General features: G+C 54.8%; 17 protein-coding genes. 8 read left to right on the top strand and 9 right to left on the bottom strand.

Annotated features, from left to right (window positions below; all coding sequences use genetic code 11):
- Positions 1–995: MFS transporter (locus tag PFH44_RS17190; RefSeq protein ID WP_283825634.1), on the bottom strand; the 995-nt coding region annotated here is incomplete at its 3' end.
- A gap of 325 nt (positions 996–1,320) precedes the next feature.
- Here PFH44_RS17190 and ybjG point away from each other — a divergent pair.
- Positions 1,321–1,914 (top strand): undecaprenyl-diphosphate phosphatase, encoded by a 594-nt coding sequence (gene ybjG, locus PFH44_RS17185; RefSeq protein WP_283825633.1) that lies wholly within the window; start codon positions 1,321–1,323, stop codon positions 1,912–1,914.
- A gap of 121 nt (positions 1,915–2,035) precedes the next feature.
- Positions 2,036–2,794, top strand: a complete 759-nt coding sequence (gene deoR, locus PFH44_RS17180) for a DNA-binding transcriptional repressor DeoR (RefSeq protein WP_045854601.1) — start codon at positions 2,036–2,038, stop codon at positions 2,792–2,794.
- A 28-nt stretch (positions 2,795–2,822) separates the two neighbouring features.
- On the opposite strand, the gene dacC is transcribed toward deoR, so the two are convergent.
- A complete protein-coding gene (gene dacC / locus PFH44_RS17175) occupies positions 2,823–4,025 on the bottom strand; it encodes a serine-type D-Ala-D-Ala carboxypeptidase (RefSeq protein ID WP_045854600.1) in 1,203 nt (400 codons plus the stop codon).
- Between the two features lie 256 nt (positions 4,026–4,281).
- Between dacC and PFH44_RS17170 the strand changes: the two genes are divergently transcribed.
- Complete coding sequence (locus tag PFH44_RS17170) at positions 4,282–4,902, top strand: glutathione S-transferase family protein (protein WP_283825632.1); 621 nt, start codon at positions 4,282–4,284, stop codon at positions 4,900–4,902.
- A 2-nt stretch (positions 4,903–4,904) separates the two neighbouring features.
- Here PFH44_RS17170 and PFH44_RS17165 read toward each other — a convergent pair whose 3' ends face one another.
- Positions 4,905–6,020: a PQQ-dependent sugar dehydrogenase gene (locus PFH44_RS17165; RefSeq protein ID WP_283825631.1), complete on the bottom strand. Its 1,116-nt coding sequence runs from the start codon at positions 6,018–6,020 to the stop codon at positions 4,905–4,907.
- A gap of 102 nt (positions 6,021–6,122) precedes the next feature.
- The gene (bssR, locus tag PFH44_RS17160; RefSeq protein ID WP_045854597.1) at positions 6,123–6,506 is read right to left on the bottom strand and encodes a biofilm formation regulator BssR; all 384 of its coding nucleotides are present in this window, start codon (positions 6,504–6,506) and stop codon (positions 6,123–6,125) included.
- A gap of 62 nt (positions 6,507–6,568) precedes the next feature.
- Here bssR and PFH44_RS17155 point away from each other — a divergent pair, with 62 nt between their 5' ends.
- The 3 genes from PFH44_RS17155 (at position 6,569) to PFH44_RS17145 (ending at position 7,845) form a co-directional block, all read left to right on the top strand.
- Complete coding sequence (locus PFH44_RS17155) at positions 6,569–6,976, top strand: hypothetical protein (protein WP_283825630.1); 408 nt, start codon at positions 6,569–6,571, stop codon at positions 6,974–6,976.
- A 302-nt stretch (positions 6,977–7,278) separates the two neighbouring features.
- Positions 7,279–7,533: a hypothetical protein gene (locus PFH44_RS17150; RefSeq protein WP_283825629.1), complete on the top strand. Its 255-nt coding sequence runs from the start codon at positions 7,279–7,281 to the stop codon at positions 7,531–7,533.
- Between the two features lie 33 nt (positions 7,534–7,566).
- Positions 7,567–7,845 (top strand): hypothetical protein, encoded by a 279-nt coding sequence (locus PFH44_RS17145; RefSeq protein ID WP_283825628.1) that lies wholly within the window; start codon positions 7,567–7,569, stop codon positions 7,843–7,845.
- Between the two features lie 317 nt (positions 7,846–8,162).
- Here PFH44_RS17145 and PFH44_RS17140 read toward each other — a convergent pair whose 3' ends face one another.
- Positions 8,163–8,642, bottom strand: a complete 480-nt coding sequence (locus PFH44_RS17140; RefSeq protein ID WP_161795671.1) for a hypothetical protein — start codon at positions 8,640–8,642, stop codon at positions 8,163–8,165.
- A 282-nt stretch (positions 8,643–8,924) separates the two neighbouring features.
- Between PFH44_RS17140 and rimO the strand changes: the two genes are divergently transcribed.
- The gene (gene rimO, locus PFH44_RS17135) at positions 8,925–10,250 is read left to right on the top strand and encodes a 30S ribosomal protein S12 methylthiotransferase RimO (protein WP_283825627.1); all 1,326 of its coding nucleotides are present in this window, start codon (positions 8,925–8,927) and stop codon (positions 10,248–10,250) included.
- Between the two features lie 46 nt (positions 10,251–10,296).
- Here the strand turns inward: rimO and PFH44_RS17130 are convergent, their stop codons facing one another.
- Together PFH44_RS17130 and PFH44_RS17125 are read right to left on the bottom strand one after the other, a co-directional pair.
- On the bottom strand, positions 10,297–11,676 hold the full coding sequence (locus PFH44_RS17130; protein WP_283825626.1) for an MFS transporter: 1,380 nt from the start codon (positions 11,674–11,676) through the stop codon (positions 10,297–10,299).
- A complete protein-coding gene (locus PFH44_RS17125; RefSeq protein WP_283825625.1) occupies positions 11,673–13,736 on the bottom strand; it encodes a glycoside hydrolase family 31 protein in 2,064 nt (687 codons plus the stop codon). Before PFH44_RS17125 ends, PFH44_RS17130 begins: the two co-directional genes overlap by 4 nt.
- 248 nt (positions 13,737–13,984) lie before the next feature.
- Here PFH44_RS17125 and PFH44_RS17120 point away from each other — a divergent pair, with 248 nt between their 5' ends.
- Positions 13,985–14,989 carry a LacI family DNA-binding transcriptional regulator gene (locus PFH44_RS17120; protein WP_283825624.1) on the top strand — a complete coding sequence of 335 codons (1,005 nt, stop codon included), beginning with the start codon at positions 13,985–13,987 and terminating at the stop codon, positions 14,987–14,989.
- A gap of 65 nt (positions 14,990–15,054) precedes the next feature.
- On the opposite strand, the gene gsiD is transcribed toward PFH44_RS17120, so the two are convergent.
- Both gsiD and PFH44_RS17110 read right to left on the bottom strand, forming a co-directional pair.
- A complete protein-coding gene (gene gsiD, locus PFH44_RS17115; RefSeq protein WP_045854591.1) occupies positions 15,055–15,966 on the bottom strand; it encodes a glutathione ABC transporter permease GsiD in 912 nt (303 codons plus the stop codon).
- A gap of 1 nt (position 15,967) precedes the next feature.
- The coding region (locus PFH44_RS17110) for an ABC transporter permease subunit (RefSeq protein WP_283825623.1) at positions 15,968–16,410 on the bottom strand (443 nt) is incomplete at its 5' end.

Below are 16,410 nucleotides of genomic sequence, written 5' to 3'. Positions count from 1 at the left end.
GCGTTAGCCAGACCAATTCCGAAGGCGTAGACGCTCAGCCCGGCGGTCATCCACAGATAGGCGTGGGTCGACACCACCGTCGCCACCGCGGAGAGCAGCAGGCCAAACATAATCGGCCAGCCGCCGAGAATAATCAGCGAGCGCACCGTGCGGCGGGAGGTCAGCCGCGCCAGCACCAGATTACCGGCAATCAGCGCGCCAAAGATAGGCACCTGCAGCAGGCCGTACTCATAGCTGGTCGCCTGCTCACCGCTGATAATAATGACCGGCGACTGGGCAATCCATGCCAGCAGCGGCAGGCTGACAAAACCGGTGGCCAACGCCCCGGCGACAAAGCGCAGGTTCTTCAGCACCAGGCCGTAGTCACGGCCCAGCTCTTTCATCGACAGCTTCTCGCCCATCCGGGTGGCGGTTTCCGGCATCGCCCGCTGCAGCCCGAAGAAGGCGATGGCCGCCAGCACGGCAAACAGCACGAACATCATTTCCCACGGCAGGATGTGGACCCATGCCGCGCCGACCAGCGGCCCGAGCAGCGGCGCAATCAGCGCGACGTTAGCCATCAGGGCGGTGATTTTGATACACATCGCCTCATCAAACGACTCCTGAATCGCCGCGTAGCCAACCGCGCCGATAAAGCAGAGGCTGATGCCCTGTAAAAAACGCAGCAGCGTGAACTGCTCGATGGACTGGGCCAGCAGCGTCGCCAGGCAGGTGACGATAAACCACACAACGCCGGTCAGCATCACCGGGCGGCGACCAATACGGTCCGACAGCGGGCCGAGCAGCCACTGTAAAAACATCCCGCCCGCCAGGTAGGCGGTCATGGACGTTGGAACCCACTCATTACCGACCTGAAACTCGGCGACCACCGAGAGCATGCCCGGCTGGATCATATCGTTGGCGATATAGGTGGAGAATTCGTATAAAACCAGGCACAGCGGGAAGAGTAGCGCCTGCCGTCCGAGGCGTTTGCCTGAAAGCGAATAATTCTGCATGAAATCTCTTATTTATAAAAAATCGCGCAAAGTTTAATGAAAGTCTTGCCGGGGAGATAGTGAATTGTGAGTGACAATTAAAAAAATAGCACAACCTTTCTTCTGTCCCCCGCCCTGCGCAATTTTTATTATCCCTGTCTATATTTCGTTTATATTTCAATTAGGTTACAGGCCTTATACTCATTGCAGCCGGCGTGTTAGCAAAGATGCCAGCCCAAAAATTAATCATAACAAGCTGATAATTAAGACAATACTGCTTTATTTCATCGCCACCGTCTCATAAGGTGGGCGGCTTATTGTTATCGGACCCCAAGAGCCTGAAAGAATGCTGGAAAATATCAACTACGCGCTGTTCGCCGCGATCAACGCCACGCCCGCCTCACCCTCGTGGGCAATTACGCTGGCTACCCTGATCGCCAAAGATTTGATTTTGATTGTTCCTCTACTGACGGCCGCGCTGTGGCTGTGGAGACCGAACCGGCGCCAGCTGGTATTTAAGGTGATGCTGGCCCTGGCAATAAGCCTGACGCTGTCGTGGATATTCGGCCTTCTCTTCCCCCACGAGCGCCCCTTTGCCGCCGACGTCGGCTATCAGTTCCTGCACCACTCGCCGAATAATTCGTTCCCAAGCAACCACGGCACCATCAGCTTTACCTTCGCGCTGGCCTTCTTATTCTGGCATCGGCTGAGCTCCGGGGCCGCGCTGCTGGCCGCGGCGGCGGCTATCGCCTGGTCTCGGGTCTATCTCGGCGTGCACTGGCCGCTGGACATGCTCGGCGGCCTGCTGACCGCCATGTGCGGCTGCCTGGGCGCGCAGCTGCTGTGGCACAGCGTCGGCCGTCCGCTCTATCAATACCTGCAGCGCCTGTACCGCCTCTGTTTCTCCCTGCCGATCCGCAAAGGCTGGGTCCGCGAATAGCCCGCGCCGGGCGGTCCCCTCGTTCGGCGCGAATTGTCGACGCGTGACTAACCCCCCTCCGGCAGGTAAAATTGCCCACTGACGCCCTGCCAACGCAGGGCGATTTCAGCCTAGAGGGATTATGGAAACACGTCGTGATGAACGCATCAGCCAGCTTATTCAGGCACTCAAGCGCAGCGATAAGCTTCACTTAAAAGAAGCCGCAGCGCTGCTTGGCGTTTCTGAAATGACCATTCGTCGCGACCTGAACGGCCATAATGGACCCGTTGTCCTGCTGGGCGGTTACATCGTCCTCGAGCCGCGCAGCGCCACGCACTACCTGCTTAGCGACCAGAAGACGCGCCTGGTGGATGAAAAACGCCGCGCCGCCCGCCACGCAGCCGGCCTGCTTGAAGCCCACCAGATGGCCTTTTTTGACTGCGGGACCACCACGCCGTGGATCATTGACGCGATTGATAACGCCCTGCCGTTTACCGGCGTCTGCTATTCGCTGAATACCTTTCTTGCGCTGCAGGAAAAGCCCCACTGTCGGGCCATCCTCTGCGGCGGCGAGTTTCACGCCAGCAACGCGATTTTTAAACCGCTGAGCCTGCAGGATACCCTGAGCCATCTGTGCCCGGACATCGCCTTCTACTCGGCGGCGGGAATTGACTGCGAGCAGGGAGCGACCTGCTATAACCTCGAGGAGCTGCCGGTTAAGCACTGGGCGATGAGCAGCGCGCGCTACCACGTGCTGGTGGTGGATCACAGCAAATTCGGCAAGGTCAGGCCGGCGAGGATGGGCGATTTATCGCGTTTTGACGTGATTGCCAGCGACGTCTGTCCGGACGACGACCTGCTGGCGCTGGCGAAGCAAAAACAGATTTCACTGCTGTACTGATCGCGCCCCGCAGGGCGCGACCGGCGGATTACGAGAACCAGCCGCCGAACCAGCCGTGCAGTTTCATCAGCACGAAGTCCATCATTCGGCTAAAGAAGCCGCCTTCGTTGACCGCTTCCATCACGATAAGCGGGCGCTGCTCAATGGTTTTGTCATTGAGCTTAAAGTCGATAGTCCCTACCACCTGCCCTTTGGTCAGCGGCGCCGTCAGCTGCGTATCCTTCAGGGCATAGCTGGCCTTCAGGTTCTTCATCTGGCCGCGCGGAATGGTAATCGAGCCGGCTTCACCCGCGCCGAGCTTCGCTTCGCTGCTGTCGCCAAACCACACGCGCTGGGTGATAAAGGTGGCGTCCGGCTTAATGGGCGTCACGGTTTCATAGAAGCGGAAGCCCCAGGTCAGCAGCTTTTCTGACTCGTTGAAGCGAATACGGTCGGTTTTGGTCCCCAGCACCACGGCAATCAGGCGCATATCGCCCTGCTTTGCCGAGGAGACCAGGTTATAGCCCGCGCCGGCGGTGGTGCCGGTTTTCACGCCGTCGGCGTTGAGGCTGGCGTTCCACAGCAGGCGGTTGCGGTTCGGCTGGCGGATCTTATTGAAGGTAAACTCTTTCTCTTTATGGATGGCGTACTCTTCCGGCACGTCGTGAATCATCGCTTTGGTCAGCAGCGCCATATCGCGGGCGGTGCTGAACTGGCCCGGCGCATCGAGGCCGTGGACGGTCATAAAGGTGGTATTGGTCAGGCCCATTTTCTGCGCATAGCCGTTCATCAGGCTAACAAACGCGTCCTGGCTGCCCGCGACGTAGTCAGCAATCGCGATGCTGGCGTCGTTGCCGGACTGAATGATGACGCCTTTATTGAGGTCCTCAACCGAGACCTGCATACCCGGCTTGAGGAACATCACCGACGAGCCGCGCAGCGCCGGGTTGCCGGTGGCCCAGGCATCGCGGCCGACGGTCACCATATCGGTAGATTTAATCTTGCCCGCTTTCAGCGCCTGCCCGACGACATAGCTGGTCATAATCTTGGTCAGGCTTGCCGGATCGAGTTTTTCATCGGCATTGCCTTCGCTGAGCACCTTGCCGCTGGCGTAGTCCATCAGAACCCAGGCTCGCGCATCAATTGATGGGGCGTCGGGGAGTTGGTCTGCAGCCTGTACCGCAGGTGCAACGAGAACGAGAAGAGCGCAGCCTGCCGCGAGGCCGCGAAGGGAAAAAGCATCATGCGTCATAAGAGCCACCCAAGTATCCTTTCCAAACAAAATATGCCGCAGCACTCTGTCGGCGCAGCAGCAGCCGGTGAGTAAAGCGTACAAATGATCTTAAAGAAACAGCGAGTTGGTAAAGTTTTTAAAGTTTACGCAATAACCTCGCGTCCTGCTGAAAACAGAGCAATTTTTTTGATCGTGATTGCCTATATATTAACTTTATTCCAACATAATGGCTCATCTTGTTGCAACGACGGCTCAATAACTGACGGGAACCGATATGATTACGCTATGGGGCAGAAACAATTCAACTAACGTGAAGAAAGTACGCTGGGTGCTGGAGGAGCTGGACCTTCCCTATCAGCAGATTATGGCGGGACTGGAGTTTGGCCTGAATCACGACGCGGAATACCTGGCGATGAACCCGAACGGCCTGGTGCCGCTGCTGAAGGACGATGGCCTTGTGCTGTGGGAGTCGAACGCCATTATCCGCTATCTGGCGGCGCAGTACGGGCAAAACCGCCTGTGGGTTGACGATCCGGTCCAGCGGGCGCAGGGCGACAAGTGGATGGACTGGGCCAACGGCACGCTCTCTCCCGCCCACCGCCCGGTATTGATGGGGCTGGTGAGAACGCCGGAGGAGAAACGCGATCCTGCAGCGATTGCCGCCGGTATCGCCGGCTGTGAAGCGCTCTTCGCCATCCTCGACGACGAGCTGGCGGCGTTCCCGTGGCTCTCCGGCGAATCATTTGGCCTCGGCGATATCGCCGTTGCGCCGTTCGTCTACAACCTGATGAGCATCGTCACGACCTGGCAACCGCGCCCGCACCTGCAGCGCTGGTATCAGCAGATTAGCGAACGCCAGGCCTGGCGCAGCGTGGTGGCTATCCCGGTCACCTGAGGCTAGCTCTGCGGGCTGACCTTCAGCAGTTCGCCGTTGGATTCGTCGGTCAGGACGTACAGATAGCCATCGGGTCCGACGCGAACGTCGCGTATACGCTGGCCGCGATCGCGCAGAATCCTCGCCTCTTCGCTGACGCTATCGCCCTTGACGTCGAGGACAATCAGCGACTGGTCCTTCAGCGCGCCGATAAACAGCTTGTGCCGCCACTGGGGGAAGGTTGCCGAGTCGTAGAAGGCCATGCCGCTCACCGCGGGCGAGGTTTTCCAGACGAACAGCGGCGCTTCGGTTCCGTCCACCGCCGTTCCCTGCGCTTCCGGAATAGGAAGACCGCTGTAATTTATGCCGTGCGTCGCCAGCGGCCAGCCGTAGTTCTTGCCTTTCTGCGGGATGTTAATCTCATCCCCGCCGCGCGGGCCGTGCTCGTTGAGCCACAGGGTATCGCTCCACGGATTGATCGCCATCCCCTGCGGGTTACGGATCCCGTAGGCCCAAATCTCCGGCCTGGCGTCGGCGCGGCCGACAAACGGATTATCCGCCGGAACCTCTCCCGCCTCGGTCAAACGCACCACCTTGCCCTGCAGCTTATCGAGATCCTGGGCCGTCGCCCGCTGGTTATTCTCCCCTAAGCCGATAAACAGATGCCCCTTACCGTCAAATACCAGACGTCCGCCAAAGTGGTTGCCGGTGGAGAGCTTCGGCTGCTGGCGAAACACTACCCGGAAATTCTCCAGCCGCCGGCGATCCTCGCTCAGGCGACCGTATCCTACCGCGGTTCCCGCCTTGCCGTCCTTCCCGACCTCCGCGTAGCTCAGCCACACCCTGCGCGAGTGGGCAAAGTCCGGCGCCAGCGCCACGTCGAGCAGTCCGCCCTGGCCGCTGGCCCACACCTTCGGCACGCCGGCAATCGCCGGCGACAGCCCCTCTCCCTGGCGCCAAAGCCTGAGCTCGCCGCCGCGCAGGGTGATCAGTATCCCCTGCCGGTCGGGGAGAAACGCCAGCGCCCACGGATGGTCGAGCTTATTTTGCAGGACCTCGACGCGCACCTTCTGGGCGGCGACGGCGGCGGCAGGTAACAGCAGAGCGGCAAGGGTTATCAGGGCTACGGTCTGGCGCATGGCGAACTCCTTTTATCAGCAATGGGATAAGGGTAGCCAGCGCAGGGGATCGGCAGGAGGAGTTTTACATAACATTAAGCAGGGGGGCGTGCCCCCCTGAGTTCAGGCGCGGGTCGTTGGCGCTGATGCATTCAGTTTATGAATGTTTAGCGACAAGCCCGCCAGGCAGCGTTCTAGCGTCTCTACGTTAACCGCAATGTAAGACGGACAATCGTGATGCCCGCTCATCAGGCAAACCGCCGCGGAAGCAACGGCTTCACCCGCAAGACGAAGAGCTTCCCTTTCCTCCGGCGTAACGGCGTGCTGCAATCGCGGCGCGCCTTCACGCAGTTCACGACAAAGCTCAAACAGGTTATCACGCAGATGCTCATTCTCGCTGACTGACATATAGCCTTTAGCTTTGCGAAGCTGCAGATAAGCGTCGAGATCAATGTTGGCATTAATCAGCTTATTCAAAAGGTTACGATACAGTCTGTCAACGGTCATCAGGGTTCCTCCTCTGTCATCCATTACCCTAATTATAATATGGTCGTTTTTTGCGCAAAATCATGCGCGAGGTCAATAATTCCCGGTTAATTAACATCATTTACAATGTTGCGGTAATGTTTAAATTTGTCGAAACGCTGCGTCTGCCGGGGCGCCTTGCGCCATCAGCTGGCGAGGTCGCCCCGCGGCCGGCGAAAAACAGGGAGCGGGCCGGGGACATAATAAACGAACATCCGCTAGCGCCTGCCGATATCAGCGGATATATTCAGCCGGCCTTTAAATATCTCATTGGCACCGATGCTAACAATTATATAAATAGTGATTTATTTTCATTTAACATCCGCCCATTATTCGGACAATATGCTAAATGGATAGCAAACGGAAACCGAAAAACTATTTTTACACTATACATACCCGACGCCGCGCCGCAGAATATGCATTCTCATAAACTATCCCCGGCGTTCTTATGAAAATAATGATGATGATAATTGTGCTGTCAGCACTCATTTTTATTTTTATTCACCCCCTGGATTCAGAGAAAATCACGCATCATGGTGGCTCTTTTGCTATACCCCACGCTAAAATTAGCGACCGGCATCAGGCTTCAGAGATAAATCCACGGGCCTTTCCGCGGGACCTGTAGGGTTGAGACCGCCGCCGGCGTGGAAAAATAACGCCAGGAAAATAAGCAACGCCATAAGCCGATATCACCTGCGGTATAAAATCAGCCGGTGACGTTTAACCTGTTCATCCACTGACAACGACAGAAAATATGAAACTTAAGACTAGTAAGAAAAGCCGCGCTGGCAGCATCGTGTTTACGTTATTTATCATCATGAACGTGCTGATGCTGTCCGTCAGCGTTTACGTGCTCTATTTTAGCTCTGCGGCTCCCTTCGCGGATAGCCGAATTATGCGCGACACGACCTTCTGGATTAGCGCATTCAAGCACATCCTGTTTCTTAGCGGCCTGTGGATTTTCTTCGATGTCATTTTTTCAGTTTACTTTTTCTTCAAAAGAAAATAACACGCCAAACTTCTGTCTATTACGGAAAGCAGCATGATATTTATCCTCGTCTGGCTCATTGCGATGGGCACCAGTGAATTATTACTTTGGTCATACAGTTATCTGCATATTCTGTCACCGGTTATCTACGTCGCCCTCTGCCTTATGTATTTGTATCAGAGGAAAAAAATCCGTCATTGTCCTGATTTAAGCAGCAATGAGAAAAAGATCGGGGTGCTGCGATTAGGGATTGTGTTTCTTATCGCCATGCTGATTATGCTGGCGCTCACCGTACACATTAATGTGCTGATTAGCCTGTACGGCAATCTTTAATCCCGACGTATAAAGGCAGTTCGGGCAGCGACCAGGGCCGGTAAGTTGCCGAACTGTTGTATCGGTATAACCGGGCATGCCCGCCTTATCACAGGATATTCTGCGGTGGTCATGGATGACGCCAGATATCAACGCCCGGCGCTCACTTTCAGGACCAATATATGCTCCGCGCTTTGCTGATACTCTGCTCTATTTTGCTACTTTGCAGCTGCTACCCATTAGATAATAAAAAGGACGACCTACCCGACATACGGCTAAACAGGCCGCAGTGCGCAAGCCGAAATAATATTATCATATGCGACTGGGGATAATACCGCTTAGCGGAAACTCCACTGAACGCTCATAACGAAAATCGCCGGAATAATAATTCCACCTTCAACGCCAAAATAATCCGTAAAGTTATATTGCAGGCCATGATAAACATAGGGTGAGAAGCCTACGCCGGTTAACTTCTTCGCCGTCCGGTAGGCCCCCGAGTCGCCGCAGTGGCTGAAAGCTTTAAAAAAGAACTCCCCGGTGTAGGCATATACTCCCTTAAACGTCCAGCCGCTTTGGCCTGAAACCCAGTCTCTTCTCATACCCAGCGACAGGCAGCGATCGTCAAAACTATTTTTCATCGTCCCGGCTAACGCGCTATATCTGGAATCCGGCGAAAACTTTCGTTCTACTGACAGAAACTGATTATTAAAATGTTCGTTATACTGGCCATGATTTCCCGTCAGGTGATAGACATACGAACCGGTATTTATCGAATATAAATTAAGCTCCCCGGCATACCCTGGCCCTGCGGCCATCATTGAAATACCTAATATACAACTGCGTTTTTTAAACATGAACAAACTCAGAAAACGGCAAACGGATAACCTGAAAAGAAAAGCATAACGCTAGCACAGAACATCTAAACCGATGCTCAATCACTTTTTATACCGCGTCTTTAGCCGCCCCTGGCTTCCCGGGAAACGGCCGGCGATAAAGATCGCCCGCCCGATGGCGAAAACGGAGATACCAGTACAATTTTCCCGCCAACCTCTGTAGAATCCCTGCCCTGACCATTCCAATAATTGAACACTTTTTAATCTATGAGCAATGTAACGCACCAGCCGAAGATCGGCTTCGTCTCCCTTGGCTGTCCGAAAAACCTTGTAGACTCAGAACGCATTCTGACCGAACTGCGCACCGAAGGGTATGACGTGGTTCCGACCTACGAAAACGCCGATATGGTTATCGTCAACACCTGCGGCTTTATCGATAGCGCCGTTCAGGAGTCGCTGGAAGCGATTGGCGAAGCTTTAAAAGAAAACGGCAAGGTGATCGTTACCGGCTGCCTGGGCGCAAAAGTCGACCAGATCCGCGAAGTTCACCCGAAAGTGCTGGAGATCACCGGCCCGCACAGCTACGAGCAGGTTCTCGAGCACGTTCACCACTACACGCCGAAGCCGAAACACAATCCGTTCCTGAGCCTGGTGCCGGAACAGGGCGTTAAGCTGACGCCGCGCCACTACGCTTACCTGAAAATCTCCGAAGGCTGTAACCACCGCTGCACCTTCTGCATCATTCCGTCCATGCGCGGCGATCTGGTGAGCCGTCCGATCGGCGAAGTGCTGTCAGAAGCCAAACGCCTGGCCGACGCCGGGGTGAAAGAGTTGCTGGTTATCTCTCAGGACACCTCCGCCTACGGCGTTGACGTGAAGCATCGCACCGGTTTCCACGACGGTATGCCGGTAAAAACCAGCATGGTCAGCCTGTGCGAAGAGCTGGCGAAGCTGGGCATCTGGGTGCGCCTGCACTACGTCTATCCCTACCCGCACGTTGACGACGTGATCCCGCTGATGGCGGAAGGTAAAATCCTGCCGTATCTCGATATCCCGCTGCAGCACGCCAGCCCGCGGATCCTCAAGATGATGAAACGCCCGGGCTCCGCCGATCGCCAGCTGGCGCGCATCAAGCAGTGGCGTGAAGTCTGCCCTGACCTGACCCTGCGCTCGACCTTTATCGTCGGCTTCCCAGGCGAAACGGAAGAAGATTTCCAGATGCTGCTCGACTTCCTGAAAGAAGCCCGCCTTGACCGCGTCGGCTGCTTTAAATACAGCCCGGTCGATGGCGCAACCGCCAACGAGCTGGCGGATCAGGTAGAAGAAGAGGTGAAAGAGGAGCGCTGGAACCGCTTTATGCAGCTGCAGCAGCAGATCTCCGCCGAACGTCTGCAGGAGAAGGTTGGCCGCGAAATCATGGTGCTGATCGACGAAGTTGACGAAGAAGGCGCCATTGGCCGCAGCATGGCCGACGCCCCGGAAATCGACGGCGCGGTGTATCTGAACGGCGAAACGAAGGTCAAACCGGGCGACGTGCTGCGGGTCAAAGTTGAGCACGCCGACGAGTACGATCTGTGGGGTAACCGGGTTTAGTTTCCGCTAACTTCCCCGGCGTCGCGCAGCTCGACGCCGGGAATTCTCAACGCCCCGCCGCCTTATCCATCCTGGCAACCATTTGATTATCAATCCGGAAAAAAATGACCGTTGTGGCCAACAGTAAATGCAGGCAGCCGGGTATGATTGTTGATAGCAAGGTGATTCCGGCAATCGATGATGGCGTCTGGTTCTCCATACCCGACTGATAGGACACCGCCATCAGCGTCACGCTGATAATCACGCCCGCTAGCGCCCAGGCAAGCTTGACGAAAAACAGGTTAAAGGCAAAGTTCATCCCCGAGGAACGACGTCCTGATTTCCACTCTCCATAGGCATCAGCGAAGGTCACCAGCGTAAAATGCATCGGCAGTATAAAGCCCAGCACCAGACAGCAAAGAAAAACCAGAATTAGCCATAGCGTAGTCGCATCGCCGGGGACGAACCATACGGCAAAATGCGCGAGGCCGAGCACGACGTTAACCCAAAAATAGATTCGCCGGATTTCAAAAACTCGCGTCAGATACTGCACCAATATTGAGCCAATAATACCTCCCAGCGTCGCCAATCCAAAAAACAGAGAGGTATAGGCCGCATCACCATGCAGGACATAGGTGATAAAATACATCGCCGCCCCGCCCTTGGTGTTAAAGATGCTAATAATAAGCAGCGACATCACAAACGTCAGCAGCAGCTGATCGTTGTGGCGGATGCTTTTAAGGCTCTCCTTTAAGTTAAAAGTATGCTGACTCCGCGCGGTAACGCGCTCTTTTACTCCATAAAAACAGCACAGGAACATTACCACGGCAAAGAACGCCAATATCCCCACACCCCAACGATAGCCCTGCGCCTGGCTGTCGCCGCCGAAGTATTTCACCATAACGGGTAAACCGACCGAGACGGCAAATCCCGCAATACCACAGAGCGCAAAACGCCACGATTGACATGACACTAACTCAAGCGGATTCGCGGTAATTTTGGTGATCAGCGCGCAATACGGAACGTTGTTTAGTGAATAAAGCACGGACAGCGCAAAATAGGTCAGTACCGCATAAACAATTTTCCATTGATACGCTAAATCGGGGACGCTGAATGTTAAAAACGCAATCAAACCCAGCGGTATCGCCGTCCACAGGATAAAGGGGCGAAATTGCCCCATTTTTGTCGACGTGCGGTCGGCAACAATACCAATCAACGGGTCGGAGATAGCATCAATAATACGTAGCACCACAAATAAGGTGCCGACTATCGCTGGCGTCAATCCGAAAATATCTGTATAGAAAAAAGTCAAAAAATTGGAAATAAGCCCAGTAACGATCGTTCCGCCAGCGTCGCCTAAGCCATAGCTTATTTTTTCAGCGACGGTTAAGCGGGCCAGGGCCGTCGGAGGGACATCTGAACGTCCTGCATCCAGGAAATCACTCATTTTCCCATCCCCCGATCCGAAGTCAGAATCGGCAGCACATCAGCCCCTTCCCGAACAAATAACGGCAGTACGGAGAGCGGTGCAGCCACGGTGACGTTAACTCCACCGCGATAACGTTCCCCGCTGTTCGCATCGACCCAATACTCATTTTCCGGCAGCCACACCGAGCGGGAATTCTGCCCGGCATTGACGATGGGAGCCACCAGCACATCTGCGCCAAACAGATACTGATCGGTCACGGCCCAACTATTCTGCTGCTGCGGATAATGATAAAACATCGGTCTCATCAGCGGTTCACCGCTTTCGTGTGCCTGGCCCATCAGTTGGCGCAGGTACGGACGTAGAGCTTCGCGTAAGGCAGTATATTTTTTCAGGATCTCGAACGTTGGCTCCCCGAAACTCCACAGCTCATTCCCGGCACCACTATTACACTGCGCAATACCGTCACGATACGGAATTTCTGGCTCAATAATAGGATCGCGATGACCGTGCATCCTAAGCACCGGGCTGAACACCGCCCACTGAAACCAGCGAATCAGCAGTTCATGGAATCCGGGATCGTTAACATTCCCGCCGTGGAATCCACCGATATCCGTTGTCCACCAGGGAATGCCAGCCATCCCCATACTGAGTCCGGCGCAAATCTGGTTGCGCATAGATTCAAACGAAGAGTGGATGTCGCCAGACCAAACGAGTGCGCCATAGCGCTGGCTTCCCGCCCAGGCACAACGAACAAGATTCACCGGATTTTGCTGACCTGAGTCGCGTAATCCTTCATAAAACGTCTGGGTATAGTTGAGTGGGTAGATATTCCCCACTTCCAGAGTGGAGCCAATGTGGTAGCGATAGTTATCAAAGTCATAAACACCGTACTCAGGCTCAGCTTCATCAAGCCAGAAAAGATTAACACCTCGATCGAAATAGTTTTTCTTACAGAGCTGCCAGACAAATTTTCGCGCGTCAGGATGCGTTGGGTCTAAGAAGCGCGTATTACCGAGAAAATCAAAGTTAATATTGAGCCCTTTACGGGTGTTGACTAAAAATCCGCGTTCATTCATCTGCGCATAATTTTCACTGCGTACATCAACCGTTGGCCAAACGGATACCATCAGCTCGGTTCCCATCTCGCGGAGCTCGTCGGTCATTGCAGCCGGGTCGGGCCATTCACGCTCATCAAATCGCCAGTCACCTTGAACCGGCCAATGGAAGAAGTCGGCGACAATCACCGCTAATGGGATCCCTTCGTCCCGGTACCGTCGGGCGACGGTCAGCAACTCTTCCTGCGTACGATAGCGCAGTTTTGATTGCCATAAGCCTAGTGCAAACTCGGGCATTAACGGCGGTTTCCCTGTGACGGCGGCATACTGACGAACAATCTCCCCCGGCGTATCGCCAGCCGTAATCCAGTAGTCAATACGCGCCGCGGCTTGCGCATGCCAGCGGGTTTCGTTATTCGCAAATATAGCGTCACCAATGGCAGGATTATTCCATAAAAATCCATAACCTAAACTCGATACCATGAACGGTACGCTGGCTTGTGAATTACGCTGCGCCAGCTCAATGGCACACCCTTTTAAATTGATAAAGGAGTGCTGATACTGACCCATTCCACATATTTTTTCATCCGGGTTGCTTTCAAATCTGACATTAACTTCAAATGCATTCCCTGCCAGCGGCTTACACTCTCTGGCCGATATTTTCAGCGCACTAATTTTCTTTTGCGGCTGTGTTCCTATATCCCAAAAATGCTCGCCATTGTCACGCTGCCGCCAGAGTTCCTCCAGCAGGCATTCCCCTTTATGATTAAAAAATGTTATTCGTCCTTGTATATCCACTCGTGCCCGGATGTTCCCATTGGTAATCGTTATTTCATCTTCCCCCTGATAAAAATCAGGTACAAATTCTGGCGCATCCTGCAACGCATAATCCGTTGTAATGACGTCGTCAGGTTGCCATCCAGAAATAACCCTAAGGCTATTCTCACCCCATGGAATTATTTTCAAATACTGCCCATTCCAGGTCCAATATAATATATTACCTTTGATCTTCAACGTATTCATGTTCACCTCTGAAAATATCAAGCATGATTCCGGAAACGTTTCCGATCCTGGTCAATATTCCACAACATGTCAATGATGAAAACTATCAACTTAAATACAAATAAACGCTTTTGTGATCCGCGATTTATTTTTAAACGCGTTTATCGTTATCATGATATATTATTGTGGATAATGTCCCAGAGAGATAAATTGAACAGTCCGCGATATAAATTCAGCGATATCGTCCATATGCAATAGAAAGGAAATTAATGAATATCAAGGCATTAGCGAAAAAATTGAATCTTTCTATCGCTACCGTTTCTCGTGCGCTAAACAATCATCCTGAAGTCAGTGCAGCCACCCAGCAAAGAGTGCGTGAAGCGGCAACGCTTTATGGCTATCTGCCCAATGCCGCAGGACGTAACTTACGGAAAGGCAAGGTCAATACCGTCGCGTTGCTGCTGCCTTCGGGAGATGGCGATAATTTTTATACCGCCTCCTTCTTCATGCGCGTCGCTGCCGGACTGCAAGCCCAGCTTCGCCAGCAAGATATTGATACCATCCTGCACCTGGCGCTTGATGATGAAGATGAACGGCTCTGGCTACAGAAAATTATCGAACAGCGAAAAGCGGATGCGGTCATCCTGACCAATACCACCCTTCACGACCCAAGAATTGAATACCTCGATCAGCACGCCTTCCCTTTTGCCACGCTAGGACGAAGCCATACTCTGCAAGGTGAATTTAACTGGGTCGACCTTGATTTTGCTTATGTCGCAAAAGTGGCTATTGAGCGCGGGAAACGAGCCGGCTACAAAAATTTCGCTCTGGTCACTCTTGGCAGACAAAGCGCTCAGGGGGATATATTTGCCCGCGCGTGGCGCGATGCGCTAAGCCTGCACGATATTCCAGTCAACGACAACTACGTCTACTACGGTGAAATTAGCGAAGCATCAGGTTATGAGGCGCTACAATATTTTCACACCCTGACCGCGCCTCCGGATTATGTCGTTTTCCTAAGTGACCTGCAGCTATTAGGCGCCAGCGCTTACTCACAGCAACATGGCTGGGATCTTGCTTTTTTTGCCGGCGTATTCAGCAGCGATATGTCCTCTTTTTTACCCACCAAACCCACTGGTTTTGAAATTCCCTACCAGCAGCTCGGCAGCGAGCTTGCTCTTGCCGTACTGAACGCAATGCAGAAAAAGAGCGAGCCACGGCATTCACTGCCTGAGTTACGGTTTGTTGAGCGTCGGGAACACGTTATGCGCTGACCCGGTTTTACGCGGTTCGGCCGGACTACATATGAGAGTAGCCCGGCCGGGAAAACTCCCCCACCCTACCCCTTTATCTTCGGATCCAGCGCATCGCGCAGGCCGTCCCCCAGCAGGTTAAACGCCAGCACCGTCAGAAAAATAGCGATCGCCGGGAACAGCGCCACGTGCGGCGCCATCACCATGTCCGCTCGCGCTTCGTTGAGCATCGCTCCCCACTCCGGGGTCGGCGGCTGCGCGCCGAGGCCGAGGAATGAGAGGCTGGCGGCGGAGATGATCGACACCCCGATCCGCATGGTGAAATAGACCACAATTGACGACACCGTGCCGGGAAGAATATGGCTAAAGAGGATCGTCGCGTCGCTGGCGCCGATGCTGCGCGCCGACTCGATAAAGGTCTGCTGCTTGAGCACCAGCGTATTGCCGCGTACCAGGCGAGCAAACGCCGGAATGGAGAAGATTGCCACCGCGATGATCACGTTCGACATCCCGCTCCCCATGACCGCCACCACGGCGATCGCCAGCAGGATCCCCGGGAACGCAAACAGCACGTCGCAGATGCGCATTATTATCCGGTCCCACCAGCCTTCATAGTAGCCGGCCAGCAGCCCGAGCACGGTGCCGATTGCCGCGCCGATCAGCACCGCCAGCACCCCCGCCGCCAGCGAAATCTGCGCCCCGACCAGCACCCGGCTAAAGATATCCCGGCCCAGCGAATCGACGCCGAACCAGTGCAGCGCCGACGGGCCGTCGTTGAGGCGATCGTAGTCAAAGTAGTTTTCCGCATCGAATGGCGCTACCCACGGCGCCACGACGGCTACCGCGATCAGCAGCAGCACAAACACGCCGGCGCCCATCGCCACCGGCTGACGGCGAAAGCGCCGCCAGAACTCGTGCCACGGCGTACGTATCTGACCGGGTTTGATCCCCGGCATGGCGTTGATAACCGCCTGCCTTCTCCAGTTGAGCAATCGCACCTTACTTGTACCTGATAGCCGGGTTAATGGCGGCGTACAGCACGTCCACCACTAAATTGATAAGAATAAATTCCAGCGAAAACAGCAGGACTTCCGCCTGAATCACCGGATAGTCGCGCATCTCGACCGAATCCACCAGCAGCCGGCCAAGCCCCGGCCAGTTGAAGACTTTCTCCACCACGATCGAGCCGCCGAGCAGGAAGCCAAACTGCAGTCCCATCATCGTCACCACCGGGATCATCGCATTGCGCAGGCCGTGCTTAAGCACCACCAGCGTCTCGCTGACCCCTTTCGCCCGCGCGGTGCGCATATAGTCTTCGTGCAGCACATCGACGAAAGAGGCGCGGGTGAAGCGCGCCATCACCGCCGCAACCGCCGCACCGAGGGTCACGGAGGGCAGAATATAGTGCCGCCAGCTATCGGGGCCCCCCGTCGGCACCCCGC

Source organism: Klebsiella sp. Ech2A, from assembly GCF_030078455.1.
Lineage (GTDB): Bacteria > Pseudomonadota > Gammaproteobacteria > Enterobacterales > Enterobacteriaceae > Klebsiella > Klebsiella terrigena.
Note: the sequence above shows the minus strand (reverse complement) of the source record. Positions and strands in the feature narration are given on the sequence as shown.